The 15,269-nt window shown below is 72.9% G+C and carries 14 protein-coding genes and 1 pseudogene; 6 read left to right on the top strand and 9 right to left on the bottom strand.

What is annotated here, in order from left to right; genetic code table 11:
• The first annotated feature begins 24 nt into the window (after positions 1-24).
• Positions 25-1,464 (top strand): GMP reductase, encoded by a 1,440-nt coding sequence (gene guaB1 / locus IMZ35_RS13260; RefSeq protein WP_199441320.1) that lies wholly within the window; start codon positions 25-27, stop codon positions 1,462-1,464.
• Between the two features lie 51 nt (positions 1,465-1,515).
• Here guaB1 and phoH2 read toward each other — a convergent pair whose 3' ends face one another.
• The 3 genes from phoH2 to IMZ35_RS13245 form a co-directional block, all read right to left on the bottom strand.
• Positions 1,516-2,805 carry an RNA 5'-3' helicase PhoH2 gene (gene phoH2, locus IMZ35_RS13255; RefSeq protein WP_199441319.1) on the bottom strand — a complete coding sequence of 430 codons (1,290 nt, stop codon included), beginning with the start codon at positions 2,803-2,805 and terminating at the stop codon, positions 1,516-1,518.
• Between the two features lie 443 nt (positions 2,806-3,248).
• Positions 3,249-4,487: a DUF885 domain-containing protein gene (locus IMZ35_RS13250; RefSeq protein ID WP_199441318.1), complete on the bottom strand. Its 1,239-nt coding sequence runs from the start codon at positions 4,485-4,487 to the stop codon at positions 3,249-3,251.
• 36 nt (positions 4,488-4,523) lie between these two features.
• Positions 4,524-5,303 (bottom strand): isoprenyl transferase, encoded by a 780-nt coding sequence (locus IMZ35_RS13245; RefSeq protein ID WP_199441317.1) that lies wholly within the window; start codon positions 5,301-5,303, stop codon positions 4,524-4,526.
• A 174-nt stretch (positions 5,304-5,477) separates the two neighbouring features.
• On the opposite strand from IMZ35_RS13245, the gene trhA reads away from it, so the two are divergent.
• Complete coding sequence (gene trhA / locus IMZ35_RS13240) at positions 5,478-6,104, top strand: PAQR family membrane homeostasis protein TrhA (RefSeq protein ID WP_199441550.1); 627 nt, start codon at positions 5,478-5,480, stop codon at positions 6,102-6,104.
• A 136-nt stretch (positions 6,105-6,240) separates the two neighbouring features.
• Here trhA and abmR read toward each other — a convergent pair whose 3' ends face one another.
• Together abmR and IMZ35_RS13230 are read right to left on the bottom strand one after the other, a co-directional pair.
• Entirely contained in the window at positions 6,241-6,798 is a 558-nt protein-coding gene (gene abmR / locus IMZ35_RS13235; protein WP_199441316.1) for an ATP-binding transcription factor AbmR, read from the bottom strand.
• A gap of 93 nt (positions 6,799-6,891) precedes the next feature.
• Entirely contained in the window at positions 6,892-8,889 is a 1,998-nt protein-coding gene (locus IMZ35_RS13230) for a thioredoxin domain-containing protein (protein WP_199441315.1), read from the bottom strand.
• A 116-nt stretch (positions 8,890-9,005) separates the two neighbouring features.
• On the opposite strand from IMZ35_RS13230, the gene IMZ35_RS32255 reads away from it, so the two are divergent.
• Positions 9,006-10,829: a DNA polymerase beta superfamily protein gene (locus IMZ35_RS32255; protein WP_199441314.1), complete on the top strand. Its 1,824-nt coding sequence runs from the start codon at positions 9,006-9,008 to the stop codon at positions 10,827-10,829.
• Positions 10,826-11,584 carry a nucleotidyltransferase domain-containing protein gene (locus IMZ35_RS13220; RefSeq protein ID WP_199441313.1) on the top strand — a complete coding sequence of 253 codons (759 nt, stop codon included), beginning with the start codon at positions 10,826-10,828 and terminating at the stop codon, positions 11,582-11,584. The genes IMZ35_RS32255 and IMZ35_RS13220 overlap by 4 nt, the downstream gene beginning before the upstream one ends.
• Before the next feature lie 7 nt (positions 11,585-11,591).
• On the opposite strand, the gene IMZ35_RS13215 is transcribed toward IMZ35_RS13220, so the two are convergent.
• The 3 genes and pseudogenes from IMZ35_RS13215 to mca all read right to left on the bottom strand — a co-directional run bounded on the left by IMZ35_RS13215 (position 11,592) and on the right by mca (position 13,251).
• Entirely contained in the window at positions 11,592-12,116 is a 525-nt protein-coding gene (locus IMZ35_RS13215) for a hypothetical protein (RefSeq protein ID WP_199441312.1), read from the bottom strand.
• Between the two features lie 26 nt (positions 12,117-12,142).
• Positions 12,143-12,352: pseudogene (locus tag IMZ35_RS13210) on the bottom strand (hypothetical protein); the annotation flags it as partial.
• A 17-nt stretch (positions 12,353-12,369) separates the two neighbouring features.
• A complete protein-coding gene (gene mca / locus IMZ35_RS13205; protein WP_199441311.1) occupies positions 12,370-13,251 on the bottom strand; it encodes a mycothiol conjugate amidase Mca in 882 nt (293 codons plus the stop codon).
• Positions 13,252-13,331: 80 nt separating this feature from the next.
• Between mca and IMZ35_RS13200 the strand changes: the two genes are divergently transcribed.
• Together IMZ35_RS13200 and greA are read left to right on the top strand one after the other, a co-directional pair.
• Complete coding sequence (locus IMZ35_RS13200) at positions 13,332-13,832, top strand: DUF4307 domain-containing protein (protein WP_199441310.1); 501 nt, start codon at positions 13,332-13,334, stop codon at positions 13,830-13,832.
• 185 nt (positions 13,833-14,017) lie between these two features.
• Positions 14,018-14,512 carry a transcription elongation factor GreA gene (greA, locus tag IMZ35_RS13195; protein WP_199441309.1) on the top strand — a complete coding sequence of 165 codons (495 nt, stop codon included), beginning with the start codon at positions 14,018-14,020 and terminating at the stop codon, positions 14,510-14,512.
• A 121-nt stretch (positions 14,513-14,633) separates the two neighbouring features.
• Here greA and IMZ35_RS13190 read toward each other — a convergent pair whose 3' ends face one another.
• On the bottom strand, positions 14,634-15,125 hold the full coding sequence (locus IMZ35_RS13190) for an Lrp/AsnC family transcriptional regulator (RefSeq protein ID WP_199441308.1): 492 nt from the start codon (positions 15,123-15,125) through the stop codon (positions 14,634-14,636).
• Between the last annotated feature and the right edge of the window lie 144 nt (positions 15,126-15,269).

The raw sequence follows: 15,269 nt of genomic DNA, 5'->3' as shown, positions 1-15,269 counted from the left end.
GAGCGGGGGTATCGTCAACTCCTCGTGCGCTTCCTCAACGGCCGCGAGCCGAGCTACGACCTGACCTACGACGACGTCTTCCTCGTTCCGGGCCGCTCCGCCGTGGAGTCGAGGTTCGGCGTCGACCTGTCCACCTCCGACGGGACCGGCGCCACGATTCCCGTCGTGGTCGCGAACATGACGGCCGTCGCGGGCCGCCGCATGGCCGAGACGACGGCCCGGCGCGGTGGTCTGGTGGTGCTGCCCCAGGACGTCGCCCCCGAGGCCGTCGCGGAGATCGTCGGCTGGATCAAGCAGCGGCACACCGTGTGGGACACCCCGCTGGTGCTGCACCCCGGTGACGCCGTGGCCGACGCCCTGAACCTGCTGCCCAAGCGGGCCCACCACGCCGTCGTCGTGGTCGACGACGACGGCCGCCCGGTCGGCGTGGTCGACGAGCGGGCCTGCTCCGGCGTCGACCGCTTCACCCGCGTGTCCGAGGTCGCCGACCCCGACGTGCTCACGCTGCCGCTGGACACCGCTCCCCGCGCGGTGTTCGACGCCCTGCACGGACGCGCCGGGCGCGTCGCGCTCGGGGTGGACGCCGAGGGCAGGCTCGCCGGGGTGCTCACCGAGATCGGCGCGCTGCGCGCCGACGTCTACACCCCCGCGCTGGACGCGGGCGGCCGCCTGCGCGTGGCCGCGGCGATCGGCGTGAACGGCGACGTGGCGGCCAAGGCGGAGGAGCTGCTCGCGGCCGGGGTGGACGCGCTCGTCGTGGACACCGCCCACGGCCACCAGGAGAAGATGATCTCCGCGCTGCGCGCGGTGCGGGCCACCGGCCCCGGCGTGCCGGTCGTGGGGGGCAACGTCGTGACCGCGCAGGGCGTGCGCGACCTCGTGGAGGCGGGCGCGGACGTGGTCAAGGTCGGCGTGGGCCCCGGCGCGATGTGCACGACCCGGATGATGACCGGCGTGGGCCGCCCGCAGTTCTCCGCCGTCGCGGAGTGCGCCGCCGCCGCGCGGGAGCTGGGCGCGCACGTGTGGGCCGACGGCGGCGTGCGGCACCCGCGCGACGTGGCGCTCGCGCTGGCCGCCGGCGCGTCGAACGTCATGGTCGGCTCGTGGTTCGCCGGGACCCACGAGTCACCGGGAGACCTGCTGCGCGACGAGTCGGGGCAGCTCTACAAGGAGTCGTTCGGCATGGCGTCCAAGCGCGCGGTGAGCGCGCGGACCAGGACCGACGGCGCGTTCGACCGCGCGCGCAAGGGCCTGTTCGAGGAGGGCATCTCCACGTCGCGGATGAAGCTGGACCCGGTGCGCCCCGGCGTGGAGGACCTGCTCGACGCGATCACCTCCGGCGTGCGCTCGGCGTGCACCTACGCGGGCGCGACCACGCTGGAGGAGTTCCACGAGCGCGCCGTGCTGGGCGTGCAGTCCGCGGCCGGATTCGCCGAGGGACGCCCGCTGCCCGGCGGCTGGTGACCGGGCGGGGCTCCCGCGGGCGCGATCACCCGCGGGAGCCCCGGCACGGCGTCAGGAGGCGTAGTCCTCCAGCATCTCGGTCACCAGCGCCGCGATCGGGGAGCGCTCCGACCTGGTCAGGGTGACGTGGGCGAACAGCGGGTGGCCCTTCAGCTTCTCGATCACGGCGGCCACGCCGTCGTGCCGGCCGACCCTCAGGTTGTCCCGCTGGGCGACGTCGTGGGTGAGGACCACCCGCGAGTTGGTGCCCAGGCGGGACAGCACCGTCAGCAGGACGTTGCGCTCCAGCGACTGCGCCTCGTCCACGATGACGTACGAGTCGTGCAGCGAACGGCCCCGGATGTGGGTCAGCGGCAGGACCTCCAGCATCCCGCGGCCCATGACCTCCTCCACCACGTCCTGGCTGACCAGCGCACCGAGGGTGTCGAACACCGCCTGCGCCCAGGGCTGCATCTTCTCGCTCTCGGAACCGGGCAGGTAGCCCAGCTCCTGACCGCCGACGGCGTAGAGCGGCCGGAACACCACGACCTTGCGGTGCTGCTGGCGCTCCATCACCGCTTCGAGACCGGCGCACAGCGCCAGCGCCGACTTGCCCGTGCCGGCTCGTCCGCCCAGCGAGACGATGCCGATGTCCGGGTCGAGCAGCAGGTCGAGGGCGATGCGCTGCTCGGCCGACCTGCCGTGCAGGCCGAACGCCTCCCGATCACCCCTGACCAGCCGGATCTGCTTGTCGGCGGTGACGCGGCCGAGGGCGCTGGCCGTGCCCGCGAGCAGTCGCAGGCCGCTGTGGCAGGGCAGCTCTCCCAGGTGGGCGATGCCGTGCTCGGCGGGGTCCACGACGCTGTCGCGGTACAGGGCGTCGACCACGCTCTGCTCGACGTCCTGGTCGGACATCCCGGAGAAGCCGGAGAGCGTCACGTCGTGCGCCCGGTACTCCTCCGCCGCCAGGCCGACCGCGCCCGCCTTCACGCGCAGCGGCATGTCCTTGGTGACCAGCGTGACCTCGCGCCCCTCCGCGGCGAGGTTGAGCGCGCAGGCGAGGATGCGCGCGTCGTTGGAGTCCGTGCGGAAACCGGGGGGCAGCACCTCCGGGTCGGAGTGGTTGAGCTCCACGTGCAGGGTGCCACCGAGGTCGCCGACGTGCACCGGCGAGTCGAGGCGACCGTGGCGCAGACGCAGGTCGTCGAGCAGGCGCAGCGCCTCCCGTGCGAACCACCCCAGCTCGGGGTGGTGCCGCTTGCCCTCCAGCTCGCTGATGACCACCAGCGGCAGCACGACCTCGTGCTCCGCGAAGCGCGTGGTGGCCAGGGGGTCGGAGAGCAGCACCGAGGTGTCGACCACGTAGGTGCGGGTGGCCGGCGCACCGCGGCGCCGAGAACTGCTGCGGGCTGAGCCTGAGGAACGGCTCGCGGGACGTCGTGCGTTCACGGCAACTCCCTCACGAACGCGGCACCCGCGTCCGCTCCTCGCTGGGCCAGGCAACCACCCCGATCGACCGGTGCTCCCGGCGTCTCCTCGCGGAGACGTCAGGCGTACCGGCCACGAGGGCCGGGTGCCGGCCCCCTCGTGCTCACCGCCACGATCAGGGCCTCCCTGCGCGGTCCGCAGTGGTCGCGGCCCGCTACGTCGGAAGTTACCTGCGAGGTCCCCGTTTCGCAGGCAGCCACACAGGTGATTCGCGAAGTCGTCACCTCTGCGCAAAGTGTGCGAAAGGCGAGCGCGCGAACGTGCCTCCGCTGTCACGGGTGACGTTCGGCCAGGTCAGCGGTTTCTGTCCATCCTGATCACTCAGCGTCGCGGGCCAACCAGGACACCCCGCTGGTCAGTTCACCCGCCAGTGTCGCCGGAACGAGCGGTTCGTCGAGCAACCGGACGAAACGGTCCGCAGTGGACTCTCCGGGCGCGCGCAGGTCCAGCCAGGCCCGCACCAGGCGCGCGCCCTCCACGTACGTGGTGGTGTAGGCACGCCACAGCGGGTCGGCGAGGAACCTGAGCATCTGCCGGGCGCGGCGCTCGGGGACGAGCAGCCAGCGGCGCAGGAAGGCCACGACCTCGTCCGGGTCCGCGCCCCGGTCGTGCAGCATCAGCGCGGCGTCCTGGCGCACCCCGGCCAGCCCGGCGGCGGCCCGCTCCACCCGTTCCGACAGCTCGCCCTCCATCCGCAGGCCCAGGTCGGCCAGGACCGCCTCCGTCCAGGCGCCCCAGCCCGGCCCGACGACCGCGTGCAGGCCCAGGTCGGCGAGCCCCTCCGCGACCAGGCACTGCGGCGTGTTGATCAGGAAGATCGACTGCTCGGCGAAGCCGTCGCGCCCCACCAGGCCGACGTCCTTGCGGCAGTGCTCGGTGTGGTGACCGGGGTAGGACTCGTGCGCGACGAGGTGCGGCAGGTTGGACATGCGGTGCCCGAGGTCGGCGTTGATCGACACCCGCGAGCGGTGGCCGCCGAGGTAGTGGTTGAAGCCGCTCCACGGCCGGTCGGTGACGATCCGGTACTCCACGACCTCGTCCGCGGGCAGCTCCCAGCGCTGGCGCACCAGGTCGCGCAGCGCGCTGGACAGGGCCTGCACGCAGCCCTGGAGCCGCCGCGCGGGCACCTCGTCCAGCGCGCGGAAGTCGGCCAGGCGCAGCGCGAGCGACTCGTCACCGGGCAGCAGGTCGGACAGCTCGGCGTGCGCCTGCCGGTAGACGTCCGGGTCACCGGGGCGCACGCGCACCTGGAAGTACGCCTCGACCTCGGCCACGAACGACGTCGGCCGCCCCGCGAGCCGGTGCGCCGTGCACTCCAGCGCGACCAGGTGGGCCGCGAGGAACCTGCGCCTGACCTCGGCCAGGTCGGAACCGCGCAGCTCGCGGCGCAGCAGCTTGGCCCTGGCCGCGAGCGCCCCCGGCTCCGGCCGCTGCTCGTCGTCCACCTGCCGCCGGAGCGCGGGGTCCCCCGTGAAGGAGTCCACGAACCCCGGCACCAGGCGGTCGAAGCGCAGCCCGAGCAGCTGGTACTCGCGCACGATCCTCTCGGCGTCCACGGCCGGGCAGCCTAGGCGCTCACCGGCCCGCGGACCTCACGAACCGAAGCGGCGGTGCCTGATCGCGTACTCGCGCAGAGCGCGCAGGAAGTCGGTGCGGCGGAACGCGGGCCAGTACGCCTCGGTGAAGTAGAACTCCGAGTGCGCCGACTGCCACAGCAGGAACCCGGACAGCCGCTGCTCCCCCGAGGTCCTGATGAGCAGGTCCGGATCGGGCTGACCGGAGGTGTAGAGGTGCTCGGCGATGTGGTCGACGTCGAGGAACTCGGCCAGCTCCTCGATGGTGCCGCCGGTCTCCGCGTGCTTCTGGAGCAGCTTGCGCACGGCGTCGGCGATCTCCTGCCGCCCGCCGTAGCCGACGGCGACGTTGACCTCCAGACCCTGCCGGTCCTTCGTGCGCAGCGCAGCGGAGGACAGCCGCGCCGCGGTCTCCGTCGGCAGCATGTCCAGAGCGCCGACGTGCCGGATGCGCCACGGGTTGCCCGGCTCCGCGATCTCGTCGACGATGTCGGCGATGATCTCCAGCAGCGGGCCCAGCTCCTCGCTGGCGCGGTTCAGGTTGTCCGTCGACAGCAGCCACAGCGTGACGACGTCGACCTCGGCGTCGCGGCACCACGTCAGCAGGTCGAGGATCTTGCGGGCGCCGGCGCGGTGGCCGTCGGCCACGTCGGTGAACCCGGCCTCCTTGGCCCAGCGCCGGTTGCCGTCCAGCACCACTCCGACGTGTCTGGGGCTCGGTTTGCCCACCAGTTCACGGGTCAAGATCTGCTCGTAGACCTTGAGGATGGCGTCCTTGACGCGCGTGCGGAGAGCCATGTTCGGACAATGTACGCCGGGTGGGCGAGGTCACGAACGGCCCCGTGCGGCTTTCCGCGAGGTTCACCGCAGGGTCATCGGGGCCTACTGCCGAGAAACCTACGGTGCCGTAACCTCGGTGCTGTGACCACTGCGACTCGTCCGCCGGCACCCGTGTCGGCTCTGCGGCCACGCATGCGGGGCTGGCTGCACCTCTGGTCCTTCGTCACGTCAGTGGCGACGGGCACGACCCTGGTGGCGCTGGCCGCGGCGACGGTGTCCGCGAAGGCGGCGCTCGCGACCTCCGTCTACGGCGTGACGGTGCTGGGCCTGTTCGGCATCAGCGCGCTGTACCACCGCCGCAACTGGACGAGCGTCCGCGCACGCACGTGGATGAAGCGCCTGGACCACTCGATGATCTTCCTGTTCATCGCGGGCACCTACACGCCGTTCGCCCTGCTGGCGATGCCACCGGCCACCGGCAACCTGGTGCTGGCGGTGGTGTGGGGCGGCGCGCTCGGCGGCGTGACCCTGAAACTGGCCTGGCCGCACGCGCCGCGCTGGCTGGGCGTGCCCATCTACATCGCACTCGGCTGGGTGGCGGTGTTCGTGGTGCCGGACCTGCTGCACCACGCGGGCGCGGTGGCCCTGACGCTGATCGTGGTGGGCGGCGTCCTCTACACGGTGGGCGCGATCTTCTACGCCACCCGCTGGCCGGACCCGTGGCCGACGGTCTTCGGCTACCACGAGTTCTTCCACGCGGCGACCGTCCTGGCCGCCCTGTGCCACTACATCGCCATCTGGCTGGTCATCTACTCCTGAGCCCGGTGTGCCGGGGGCCGGTCCAGCGGCGCTGGACCGGCCCCCGACGAGACGACGGGCGGGACGTGAACCCACCGTGGTCAGCGGCTCCAGCGAGGCCGGGACACCGGTCGTGGGCGCGCACACGCTCCGGACCTCAGCTGGGGTTCGGGCCCTCCTGGCGGAGGTTCTCCACCGTGCTCAGAGCCTCGCGCAGGTCGGCCAGCCAGTCCTCCGCGTGCTCGCCGACCAGGCGCACGGCCCAGGCCAGCGCCTCCGAGCGGGAACGGGCCACGCCCGCGTCCACCAGCGTGTCCAGCACCTTGCGCTCCGGCTGGCGCAGGCGCGTCATCACCGGCACGGACAGCGTCGTGAACAGCTCCGTCGTCCCGCCCAGGCTCGCTCCCCAGGCGACCTTGCGGCCGTAGCGGTGCTCGGCCTGCCTGGCGATCTCGATGCGCTCCTCGCGGGTCTGCTCGCGGAACCGGCTGATCCGGCCCGCCTCCGCCGCCGAGCGCGCCGCGTCGTCGGCGAACTCGTCCTCCAGCGCCGGCAGCTCGCCGACCAGCAGGATCTCCTCCCGGTCCACGGTCACCTCCGGCGTGCCGACGAACCAGCCGTCGGGCAGCCGCCCGCTGAACCAGCCCGCCGCCTCGTGCGCCGGCGGCAGGTCCGCCTGCGACCGGCCCCCGCGTCCGCTCCACCCACGTCCCATCGCGCACCACCTTGATTACAGGATTACGTCGTAATCGACGTTACGCCGAAGTCCTGCTCGCACGAGAGCTGTTCGCGTCCAGCGGAACGCCGGTCAGGTGCGCAGCGCCGCCGCCAGGGCGTCGGGCGTCGTCACCGGCCGGTCGCAGACGTAGCCCCGGCACACGTAGGCGGCGGGCTCGCCGTCGACCAGCGGGCGGTCCGCCAGCAGGGGGACGCCCGGCGCGGACGGCTCCCCGGCGAGCACGACGCCTCCGCCGTGGACCTCGGCCAGCGCGACGGCGCGCAGCTCCGGCGACGAGCCGACCAGGGCCACCTGCACGGGACCGGCGCGCAGGGCCTCCGCCACGGCGAGCCAGTTGCCCGCGAAGCGCGGGGCCTGCGCGCCGAGCACGCCCGCACGGGCCACCGCGGCCTCCGCCGCGGAGCGGTACGCGCCCGCCCAGTCCGCCCCGGCCAGCGCCGACGCCGTCAGCAGCGCGGACGCCAGGGACGACGCACCGGACGGGGTGGCGTTGTCGGTCGGATCGGACGGCCTGCGGACCAGCGTCTCCGCGTCGTCTGCCGTGTCGTGGTAGCCGCCGGGGACGCCGTCGATCGGGAACCGCTCCAGCGCGGTGTCGAGCAGCGCGCACGCCGCCGTCAGCCACTCCGGCGACCCGGTGACCTGGTGCAGCACCAGCAGTCCCTCGGCCAGGCAGCCGTGGTCCTCCAGCACACCGGCCGCCGTGCCGGGAACGCCGTCGCGGGAGGTGCGCAGCAGCCTGCCGCCGACCACGTGCACGTCCAGCAGCAGCCGCGCCGCCGCGACGGCCGCCTCCGTCCACCGCGGACGGTCGAACAGCGCGCCCGCCTCGGCCAGCGCGGCGATCGCCAGGCCGTTCCACGCGGTCACGACCTTGTCGTCGCGACCGGGCTGGGGCCGCTTCGCGCGCGCGGCCAGCAGCCGGGAGCGCACGCTCGCGAACCGCTCCTGGTCGGGCGCGGACAACAGCCGCAGCGTGGAGGTCCCTCGCTCGAACGTGCCCTCGTCGGTCACGCCGAACAGCTCCGCCGCCCACGCGCCGTCCGCGAGTCCCAGCACCTCGACGAGCTGCGCGGGCGTCCAGACGTAGGTCAGGCCCTCGACGCCGTCGGTGTCGGCGTCCAGCGACGCGGCGAACCCGCCCTGCGGCGTGCCGAGGTCGCGGAGCAGGAACTCGGCGGTGTCCTGCGCCACCTGCCGGTGGCGCTGGTCGCCGCCGCGCCGGGAGAGGTGGGTGTAGAGGCGCAGCAGCAGGGCGTTGTCGTAGAGCATCTTCTCGAAGTGCGGCACCACCCAGCCCGCGTCGACGCTGTAGCGGGCGAAGCCACCGGCGAGCTGGTCGTAGGTCCCGCCGGACGCCATCGCGTCGCAGCTGACCCGCGCCATCGACACGGCCTCGACGGAGCCGGTGCGCTCGTGGTGGCGCAGCAGGAACTCCAGCACCATCGACGGCGGGAACTTCGGCGCACCGCCGAACCCGCCGTTGCGCCGGTCGTACTCCCCCAGCAGCGACACGACGGCTCCGGACAGCGCGTCCTCGTCCAGAGTGGACGGCGGCAGCGGCCCGGAGCGCTCGGCGAGCTGCTCGACGACGCGCCCCGCCGCGGCGGTCACCTCGTCGGCGTTCTCCCGCCACGCGGTGACCACGGCCTCCATGAGCTGCGGGAACGACGGCACCTGCGGGTGGGGCGTCGGCGGGTAGTAGGTGCCCGCGTGGAAGGGCTCCCCGCCGGGGGTGAGGAAGCAGGTCATGGGCCAGCCGCCCCGGCCGGTCATGGCCTGCGTGACCTCCATGTAGACCGCGTCGACGTCCGGGCGCTCCTCGCGGTCGACCTTCACGTTGACGAAGTGCTCGTTCATGTAGGCGGCGATCCGCTCGTCGGAGAACGACTCGTGCGCCATGACGTGACACCAGTGGCACGCCGCGTAACCGACGGACAGCAGCACGGGCACGCCCCGCTCGCGCGCCTCCGCGAACGCCTCGGGCGACCACTCCCACCAGTCGACCGGGTTCTCCGCGTGCTGCAACAGGTAGGGACTGGTCGCCGTCGCGAGCCGGTTCGTCATGCGCTCCACACTAATTCCGCCGCGGTTCGCCAACAGATGGATCACACTCTCCTGGTGCTGGTCACGCCGCCCCGCCGTGCGACGGTGGGCGTCGTGCCCGGTGGAAGGAGTGCCCCGTGAGACTCGCGGTTCCCGATCCGTCCCTGCTCGTGCTCGTCACCGCCTCCGGGGCGGACTTCGCCAGCAGGCACTTCACGCCGGCGCAACTGCTGGGCGGAGGCGACGCGGACGCCGTCGCCGCGCGCCTGGAGGCCGGGCGGCTCGTCGTGGTCGAGGTCGCCGACGCGCGGCCGGAGACCCGCGCCCCCCTGGTCGCGCTCGCCCGCGCGCACGACGTGCCGCCCGCCGTGATCGTGCTCGGCGGGGAGGCGGGGAGCGGCCCGCACCGGTCGCCGTCCGCGCTGCGCCGGGAGGGCTTCCGGCACGTCCACGTGCTGACGACCCGCGCGGAGGCCGACGCGGCCGAGGTCGTGCTCGAACCGCTGCGCGCCGACCGGCGCGGCGAGACCGGGCCGTTCGACGTGATCGGCGACGTGCACGGCTGCCGCGCGGAACTGGAGGAGCTGCTCGTCGAGCTGGGTTACGACCTCGTGCGCGACGCGCGGGGCCGCGCCGTGGACGCCGCGCACCCGGCGGGCAGGCGCGTGATCCTGCTCGGCGACCTGGTCGACCGCGGCCCGGACACTCCGGGGGTGCTGCGCCTGGCGATGGGCATGGTCGGCGCGGGGCACGCGCTCGCGGTGTGCGGCAACCACGAGCAGAAGCTCGTGCGGGCACTGCGCGGGAAGAGGCTCACCGTGACGGGCGGTCTGGCGCGGTCCCTGGAGCAGCTCGCCGCGGAGCCGGAGGAGTTCCGGGCCGAGGTGGAGCGGTTCTGCCACGACCTCGCGGCGCACCTCGTGCTCGACGGCGGCGACCTGGTGGTGGCGCACGCCGGTCTGCCCGAGCGCTACCACGGGCGCTCGTCGGGCCGGGTGCGCAGCGCCGCGCTGTACGGCGACACCACGGGGAGGACCGACGAGCACGGCCGGCCGGAGCGCTACCCGTGGGCGAACGACTACCGGGGCGAGGCGACCGTCCTCTACGGACACACGACGGTTCCCGAGGCCGAGTGGGTCAACGGAACGATGTGCCTGGACACGGGCGTGGTGTTCGGCGGGAAGCTGTCGGCGCTGCGCTACCCCGAGCGCGAGGTCGTCTCCGTCGCGGCGCAGCGCACCTGGTACGACGCGCCCGGACGGCTGGTGGCGAGGGAGCGGGGGAAGCCCGAGCGACCCGCCGCGGCGACACCGGCGACCACGATCCTGTCGACGGTGGTCGGCTCGCACGCGTACGGACTGGCCACCACGGCGTCCGATGTGGACAGACGAGGCGTGTTCGTCGTTCCCGCGGAGCGGTTCTGGCGGTTCGACGAGCCTCCGGCGAGCCGGGAGGGACCGCGGCCGGAGGAGCTGAACTGGGAGCTCGGGCGGTTCTGCGAACTGGCCCTGCGCTCCAACCCGACGGTCCTGGAGGTGTTCGTCTCCGACCGCGTGGAGGTGATGACGCCGCTGGGCGAGGAGCTGCGGGCGCTGCTGCCGCACGTGCTGTCCCGGCGGGTCGCGCAGAGCTACCTCCGGGCCACGTCGGCGCAGATCACCCGCGCGCGGGCGGCGGAGGGCACGCGGTGGAAGCAGGTGATGCACTCGCTGCGGCTGCTGATCGTGTGCCGGGACCTGCTGCGCGACGGCGTGCTGTCGATCGACGCGTCCGAGCACCGGGAGCGGCTGCTCGCCGTGCGCGCCGGGCAGCTGGGCTGGCCGGAGGTGCTGGCCTGGGCGGACGGGCTGCGCGCGGAGATCGACCGGACGGAGGGGCCGCTGCCGGAGGAACCGGGCACGGCCGTCGTGGAGGACTGGCTGGTGTCGGTGCGCAGGCGCACGCTGGAGGTGACGGGATGACGTTCGAGGTTCCCGATCTGCGGGAGGTCGTCGCGGAGCAGCCGAACCGGCTGCTGTTCGCGACCGTCTCCGGCGCGCACCTGTACGGGTTCCCCTCGCGCGACTCGGACGTGGACCTGCGCGGGGTGCACGTGCTGGGCGTCGAGGAGGTCGTCGGGCTGCGGCACGGCCCGGAGACGCTGGAGCGCACGTGGTGGCGCGCGGGCGTGGAGCTGGACCTCGTCACGCACGACGTGCTGAAGTTCGTCCGGCTGCTGCTGCGCCCCAACGGCTACGTGCTGGAGCAGCTGCTGTCGCCGCTGGTGGTGCACACGACGCCCGAGCACGCCCGGATGGTCGAGCTGGCCGCCGGGTGCGTCACCTCCAGGCACGCCCACCACTACCGGGGCTTCGCCACGACGCAGTGGCGGCTGTTCGAGCGGACGGGCGAGCTGAAGCCGCTGCTCTACACGTTCCGCGCGCTGCTCACGGGCGTGCACCTGATGCGCACCGGCCGGGTGCTGGCGGACCTGCCGGAACTCCTGGACGAGCTCGACGGGCCCGACCACCTGCCGGGGCTGATCGAGGCCAAGGCGCTGGGCGAGCACCGGTCGCTCGACGAGCTGTCCGCGCGGCCGGACACCGCGCGGCTGGAGCGGGACGTGGAGCACTGGCACGGCGTCCTGGCACGAGCGCGGGAGGAGTCGGCGCTGCCGGAGCACCCGAGCACCGAGGACGGCCTGAACGACCTCGTGCTGCGGCTGCGGCTGGGCTGAGACCGGATCAGGTCAGCCGGTCCAGCCACGGGTGGCCGGGGCTCGACGTCGTCAGCACCTCCACGAGACGGTCCCGCGCGTCGCCGCGCAGCCACGGCAGCGCGGCGTCCAGACCGGCGTCACCGTCCTCGCGGCTCCCGGCGCCGCGGGCCTGGAACAGCAGTGCCAGGTCGGGACGCAGGTAGCGGACGCCGTCGCTGATCCAGGTGGCCTCGTCCAGCGGCAGGGTCAGCGACGGGTCGAGCGGGAACACCCACTGGCCCTGCCAGCGGCGCTCGACGTGCACGTCGACCTGCCACGCCGAGCCCGACCCGGCCCACCAGCGGTCGTCGGCGACCTGCCGGGACGCGGGGAAGCGCTCCAGCAGGACGGCCACGTCACCGGTGAACACGGACACGTCGAGGTCGGCCTGCGGCAACGGCACGGCCGTGAAGCGCCGCAGCGCCCAGCCGCCGCCGATCCACCACGCTCCGGGAAAACCGTCGAGGGTGTCCGCGACCGAGACCGGGTCGGTGCCCTCCCAGAGGTCCACACCGCAGGAGGCTAGTCCTTCTTCGGCTCCGCGTCCGGCTCCTCGAAGCTCGCCGGGACCTTCTTCAGGTGCTTCGTCATGGAGCGGACGAGGAAGAAGACCGCGATCAGCAGCACGATCATCAGCACGAGGCCGACCGGGGAGGACTTGCCGAAGTCCTCCCCCTGACCGCCGGGGTCGTCGTTGGTGTTCGACGGCTGGGCGAGCACCAGCGCGACCGTCTGCTCGACGGGCACGCCCGCGAGCAGCGGTGTCACGCGGTCACCTTCTCGTGCACTCCCGCGAACAGGTCGTCCTCGGGCACGGTGCTGTCCACCAGCGAGCGGGCCAGCTCGTACTCCTCGGTCCGCCACAGCTCGCGCTGCATCTCCATCGGGACCAGGAACCAGCGGCTCGTGGGGTCGATCTGCGTGGCGTGCGCCTTGAGCGCCTCGTCGCGCACCGGGAAGTAGTCGAAGCACTCGATCTGCGTGGTGACCCGCTCCATCACGTCGGGACGGCTCGGGTCCCAGCCCTGCAGCCACTCCTCGTAGGGCGACTCCTGGCCCAGCGCGAGGAAGGCGTCGTGGAACGTCTGGAGCTTCTTGCGGGAGAAGCCGTGCGAGTAGTACAGCTTCAGCGGCTGCCACGGCTCGCCCGCGTCGGGGAACCGCTCCGGGTCGCCGGACGCCTCGAAGGCGGCCACCGACACCTCGTGGCAGCGGATGTGATCGGGGTGCGGGTACCCGCCGTTCTCGTCGTAGGTCACGACGACGTGCGGCCGGAACTCCCGCATGACCTGCACGAGCGGCTTCGTGGACTCCTCCAGCGGAACCAGCGCGAAGCAGCCGTCCGGCAGCGGCGGCAGCGGGTCGCCCTCGGGCAGGCCCGAGTCGACGAAGCCGAGCCAGCGGTGCTGCACACCGAGGATCTCGGCGGCGCGGGCCATCTCCTCGCGGCGGATCTCCGCCATGTTCTCCAGCACCTCGGGGCGGTCCATGGCGGGGTTGAGAATGCTGCCCGCCTCACCACCCGTGCAGGTCACGACCATCACGTCGTGACCCTCGGCGACGTAGCGCGCCATGGTGGCCGCACCCTTGCTCGACTCGTCATCGGGGTGCGCGTGCACCGCCATGAGGCGCAGCTTCTCAGCCATGACCGACGGGGTCCCTCCTGCTTCGTGCTCGACCGCCCTGCCGGTCATCACCGCGCGGGCTCCTGGGACAATCAACACCGATGAGGACGCCCATTGTTCCCGGAGCACTCCGAGCCGGTGTCGCGCGGGTGTCCCGATCGACGTCGGGAGGCGCGGGAGTGGCGCAGCGCACGCTGCCCGAGGGCAGGTACGGCTCGCGGGCACGAGGTCCGGTGTCGCCCGTGCTGCGCTGGGCGCTGCTCGTCGTCGCTCTCGTGGTCGGCGGCGTCGTCGCGTGGATCGGCTACCAGAACCTGGGCACGCAGCCCATCGAGTCGGAGCAGGCCGCGTTCGAGGTCCTCGACGACAGCTCCGTGGAGATCACCGTCGAGGTGGCCCGCGATCGACCGGAACGACCGGCCGTGTGCATCGTCCGGGCCCGCTCCGAGGACGGCGACGAGGCGGGACGGCGCGAGGTCCTCGTGCCACCGGCGGAGGGCACGAGCCGCGTGACCACGGTGCTGCGCACGTCGAAACCCCCCGTCACCGGAGAGGTCTTCGGCTGCTCTTACCAGGTGCCCGCATACCTGTCCACGAGGTAGCCGCCAAGCGGGTGATCTGCGGGTTTAGCGGCCGGTTCAGGAACAAAAGCCGGTCGCTGACCGTTGTGACCGTGTTACTGTTGCAGCTCAGCACGGCCCCGGCGTGGGCCGTGTTTTTCCGTTCCGGACCCGGAGGTCCGGGAATTTCCGGTCCACGCCGTGGGCTGGAGCAAGACGAGGAGTTGGTGGCCGTGAGCGACACCCAGGTGACCTGGTTGACCCAGGAGGCCCATGACCGGCTCAAGCAGGAGCTGGACGAGCTGATCGAAAATCGCCCGGTCATTGCTGCGGAGATCAACGCGCGGCGCGAGGAGGGTGACCTCCGCGAGAACGGCGGTTACCACGCAGCCCGTGAGGAACAGGGCAAGCAGGAGGCGAGGATCCGCCAGCTCCAGGAGCTGCTGCGGGCCGCCAAGGTCGGCGAGGCCCCCACCACCAAGGGCGTCGCGGCACCGGGAACCGTTCTCACGATCCGCTACGACGGCGACGACGAGACCGAGGAGTTCCTGCTCGCCACCCGCGAGGAGGGCGCGCACGGCGCGATGGAGGTCTACTCGCCCGCGTCTCCGCTCGGCAAGGCCCTGCTCGGCGCGAAGGACGGCGAGACCGTCGAGTACGAGCTGCCGAACGGCAAGACGCAGAAGGTGACGCTCATCAAGGCGGTGCCCTACTCCGCCTGAGGCGACGATCGACCGAGGGGGGCGGCCACCGTGCGGGGTGGCCGCCCCCTCGTCGTCCGGGGGCTCGAACGCTCCGCTCGGGGTGCTCCAACGCTCCACTCGGGGTGCTCGAACGCTCATCTCATCTGGTGGGCAGGAGTTTGGTCAGGAGGGGGCGGACCCTCGGGGGTACCGGTGTCGACAGGGCGATCGACGTCGACAGGCGCTGGACGCCCGGCACCGCCACGATCTCGTCGATCACGCGCTGGAGGTCGTCGTTCGAGCGGGCCACCACGCGGACGAACAGGTCGCCCTGTCCCGTCGTGGCGTGCACCTCGCACACCTCGCTGATCGCCGCGAGGCCCTCGGAGACCTCCTGGCGGCGGCCCTGCGCGATCTCCACGACGGCGAACGCCGTCAGCCCGTAGCCCATCGCGGCGAGGTCCAGCTCCGGCGGGAACCCGCCGAGCACTCCGCGCGCCACCAGCCGGTCCAGCCGGGCCTGCACGGTGCCGCGCGCCACCGACAACCGCCGGGAGCACTCCAGCACGCCCAGCCGGGGCTCGTCGGTGAGCAGCAGGAGCAGCCGCGCGTCCAGCGCGTCGAGCGGCTGTTCGGGATCGGTGGACGCCACAGCGCACCTCCTGGTCAGACTGCACCGCTTGTCGAGCGGAAACCCTAGGCGACCGGACAGGTTGTCCAGTGGAATTTTCCCCTGTTGCTCACCCTGCACGGCCGGACACATGCTTCGCCCACCGCTACCGGCAATCGCAGGAGG

Origin of the sequence: Umezawaea beigongshangensis (genome assembly GCF_016464305.1) — a bacterium.
In the GTDB taxonomy this organism is placed as follows: Bacteria; Actinomycetota; Actinomycetes; order Mycobacteriales; family Pseudonocardiaceae; genus Umezawaea_A; species Umezawaea_A beigongshangensis.
Note: the sequence above shows the minus strand (reverse complement) of the source record. Positions and strands in the feature narration are given on the sequence as shown.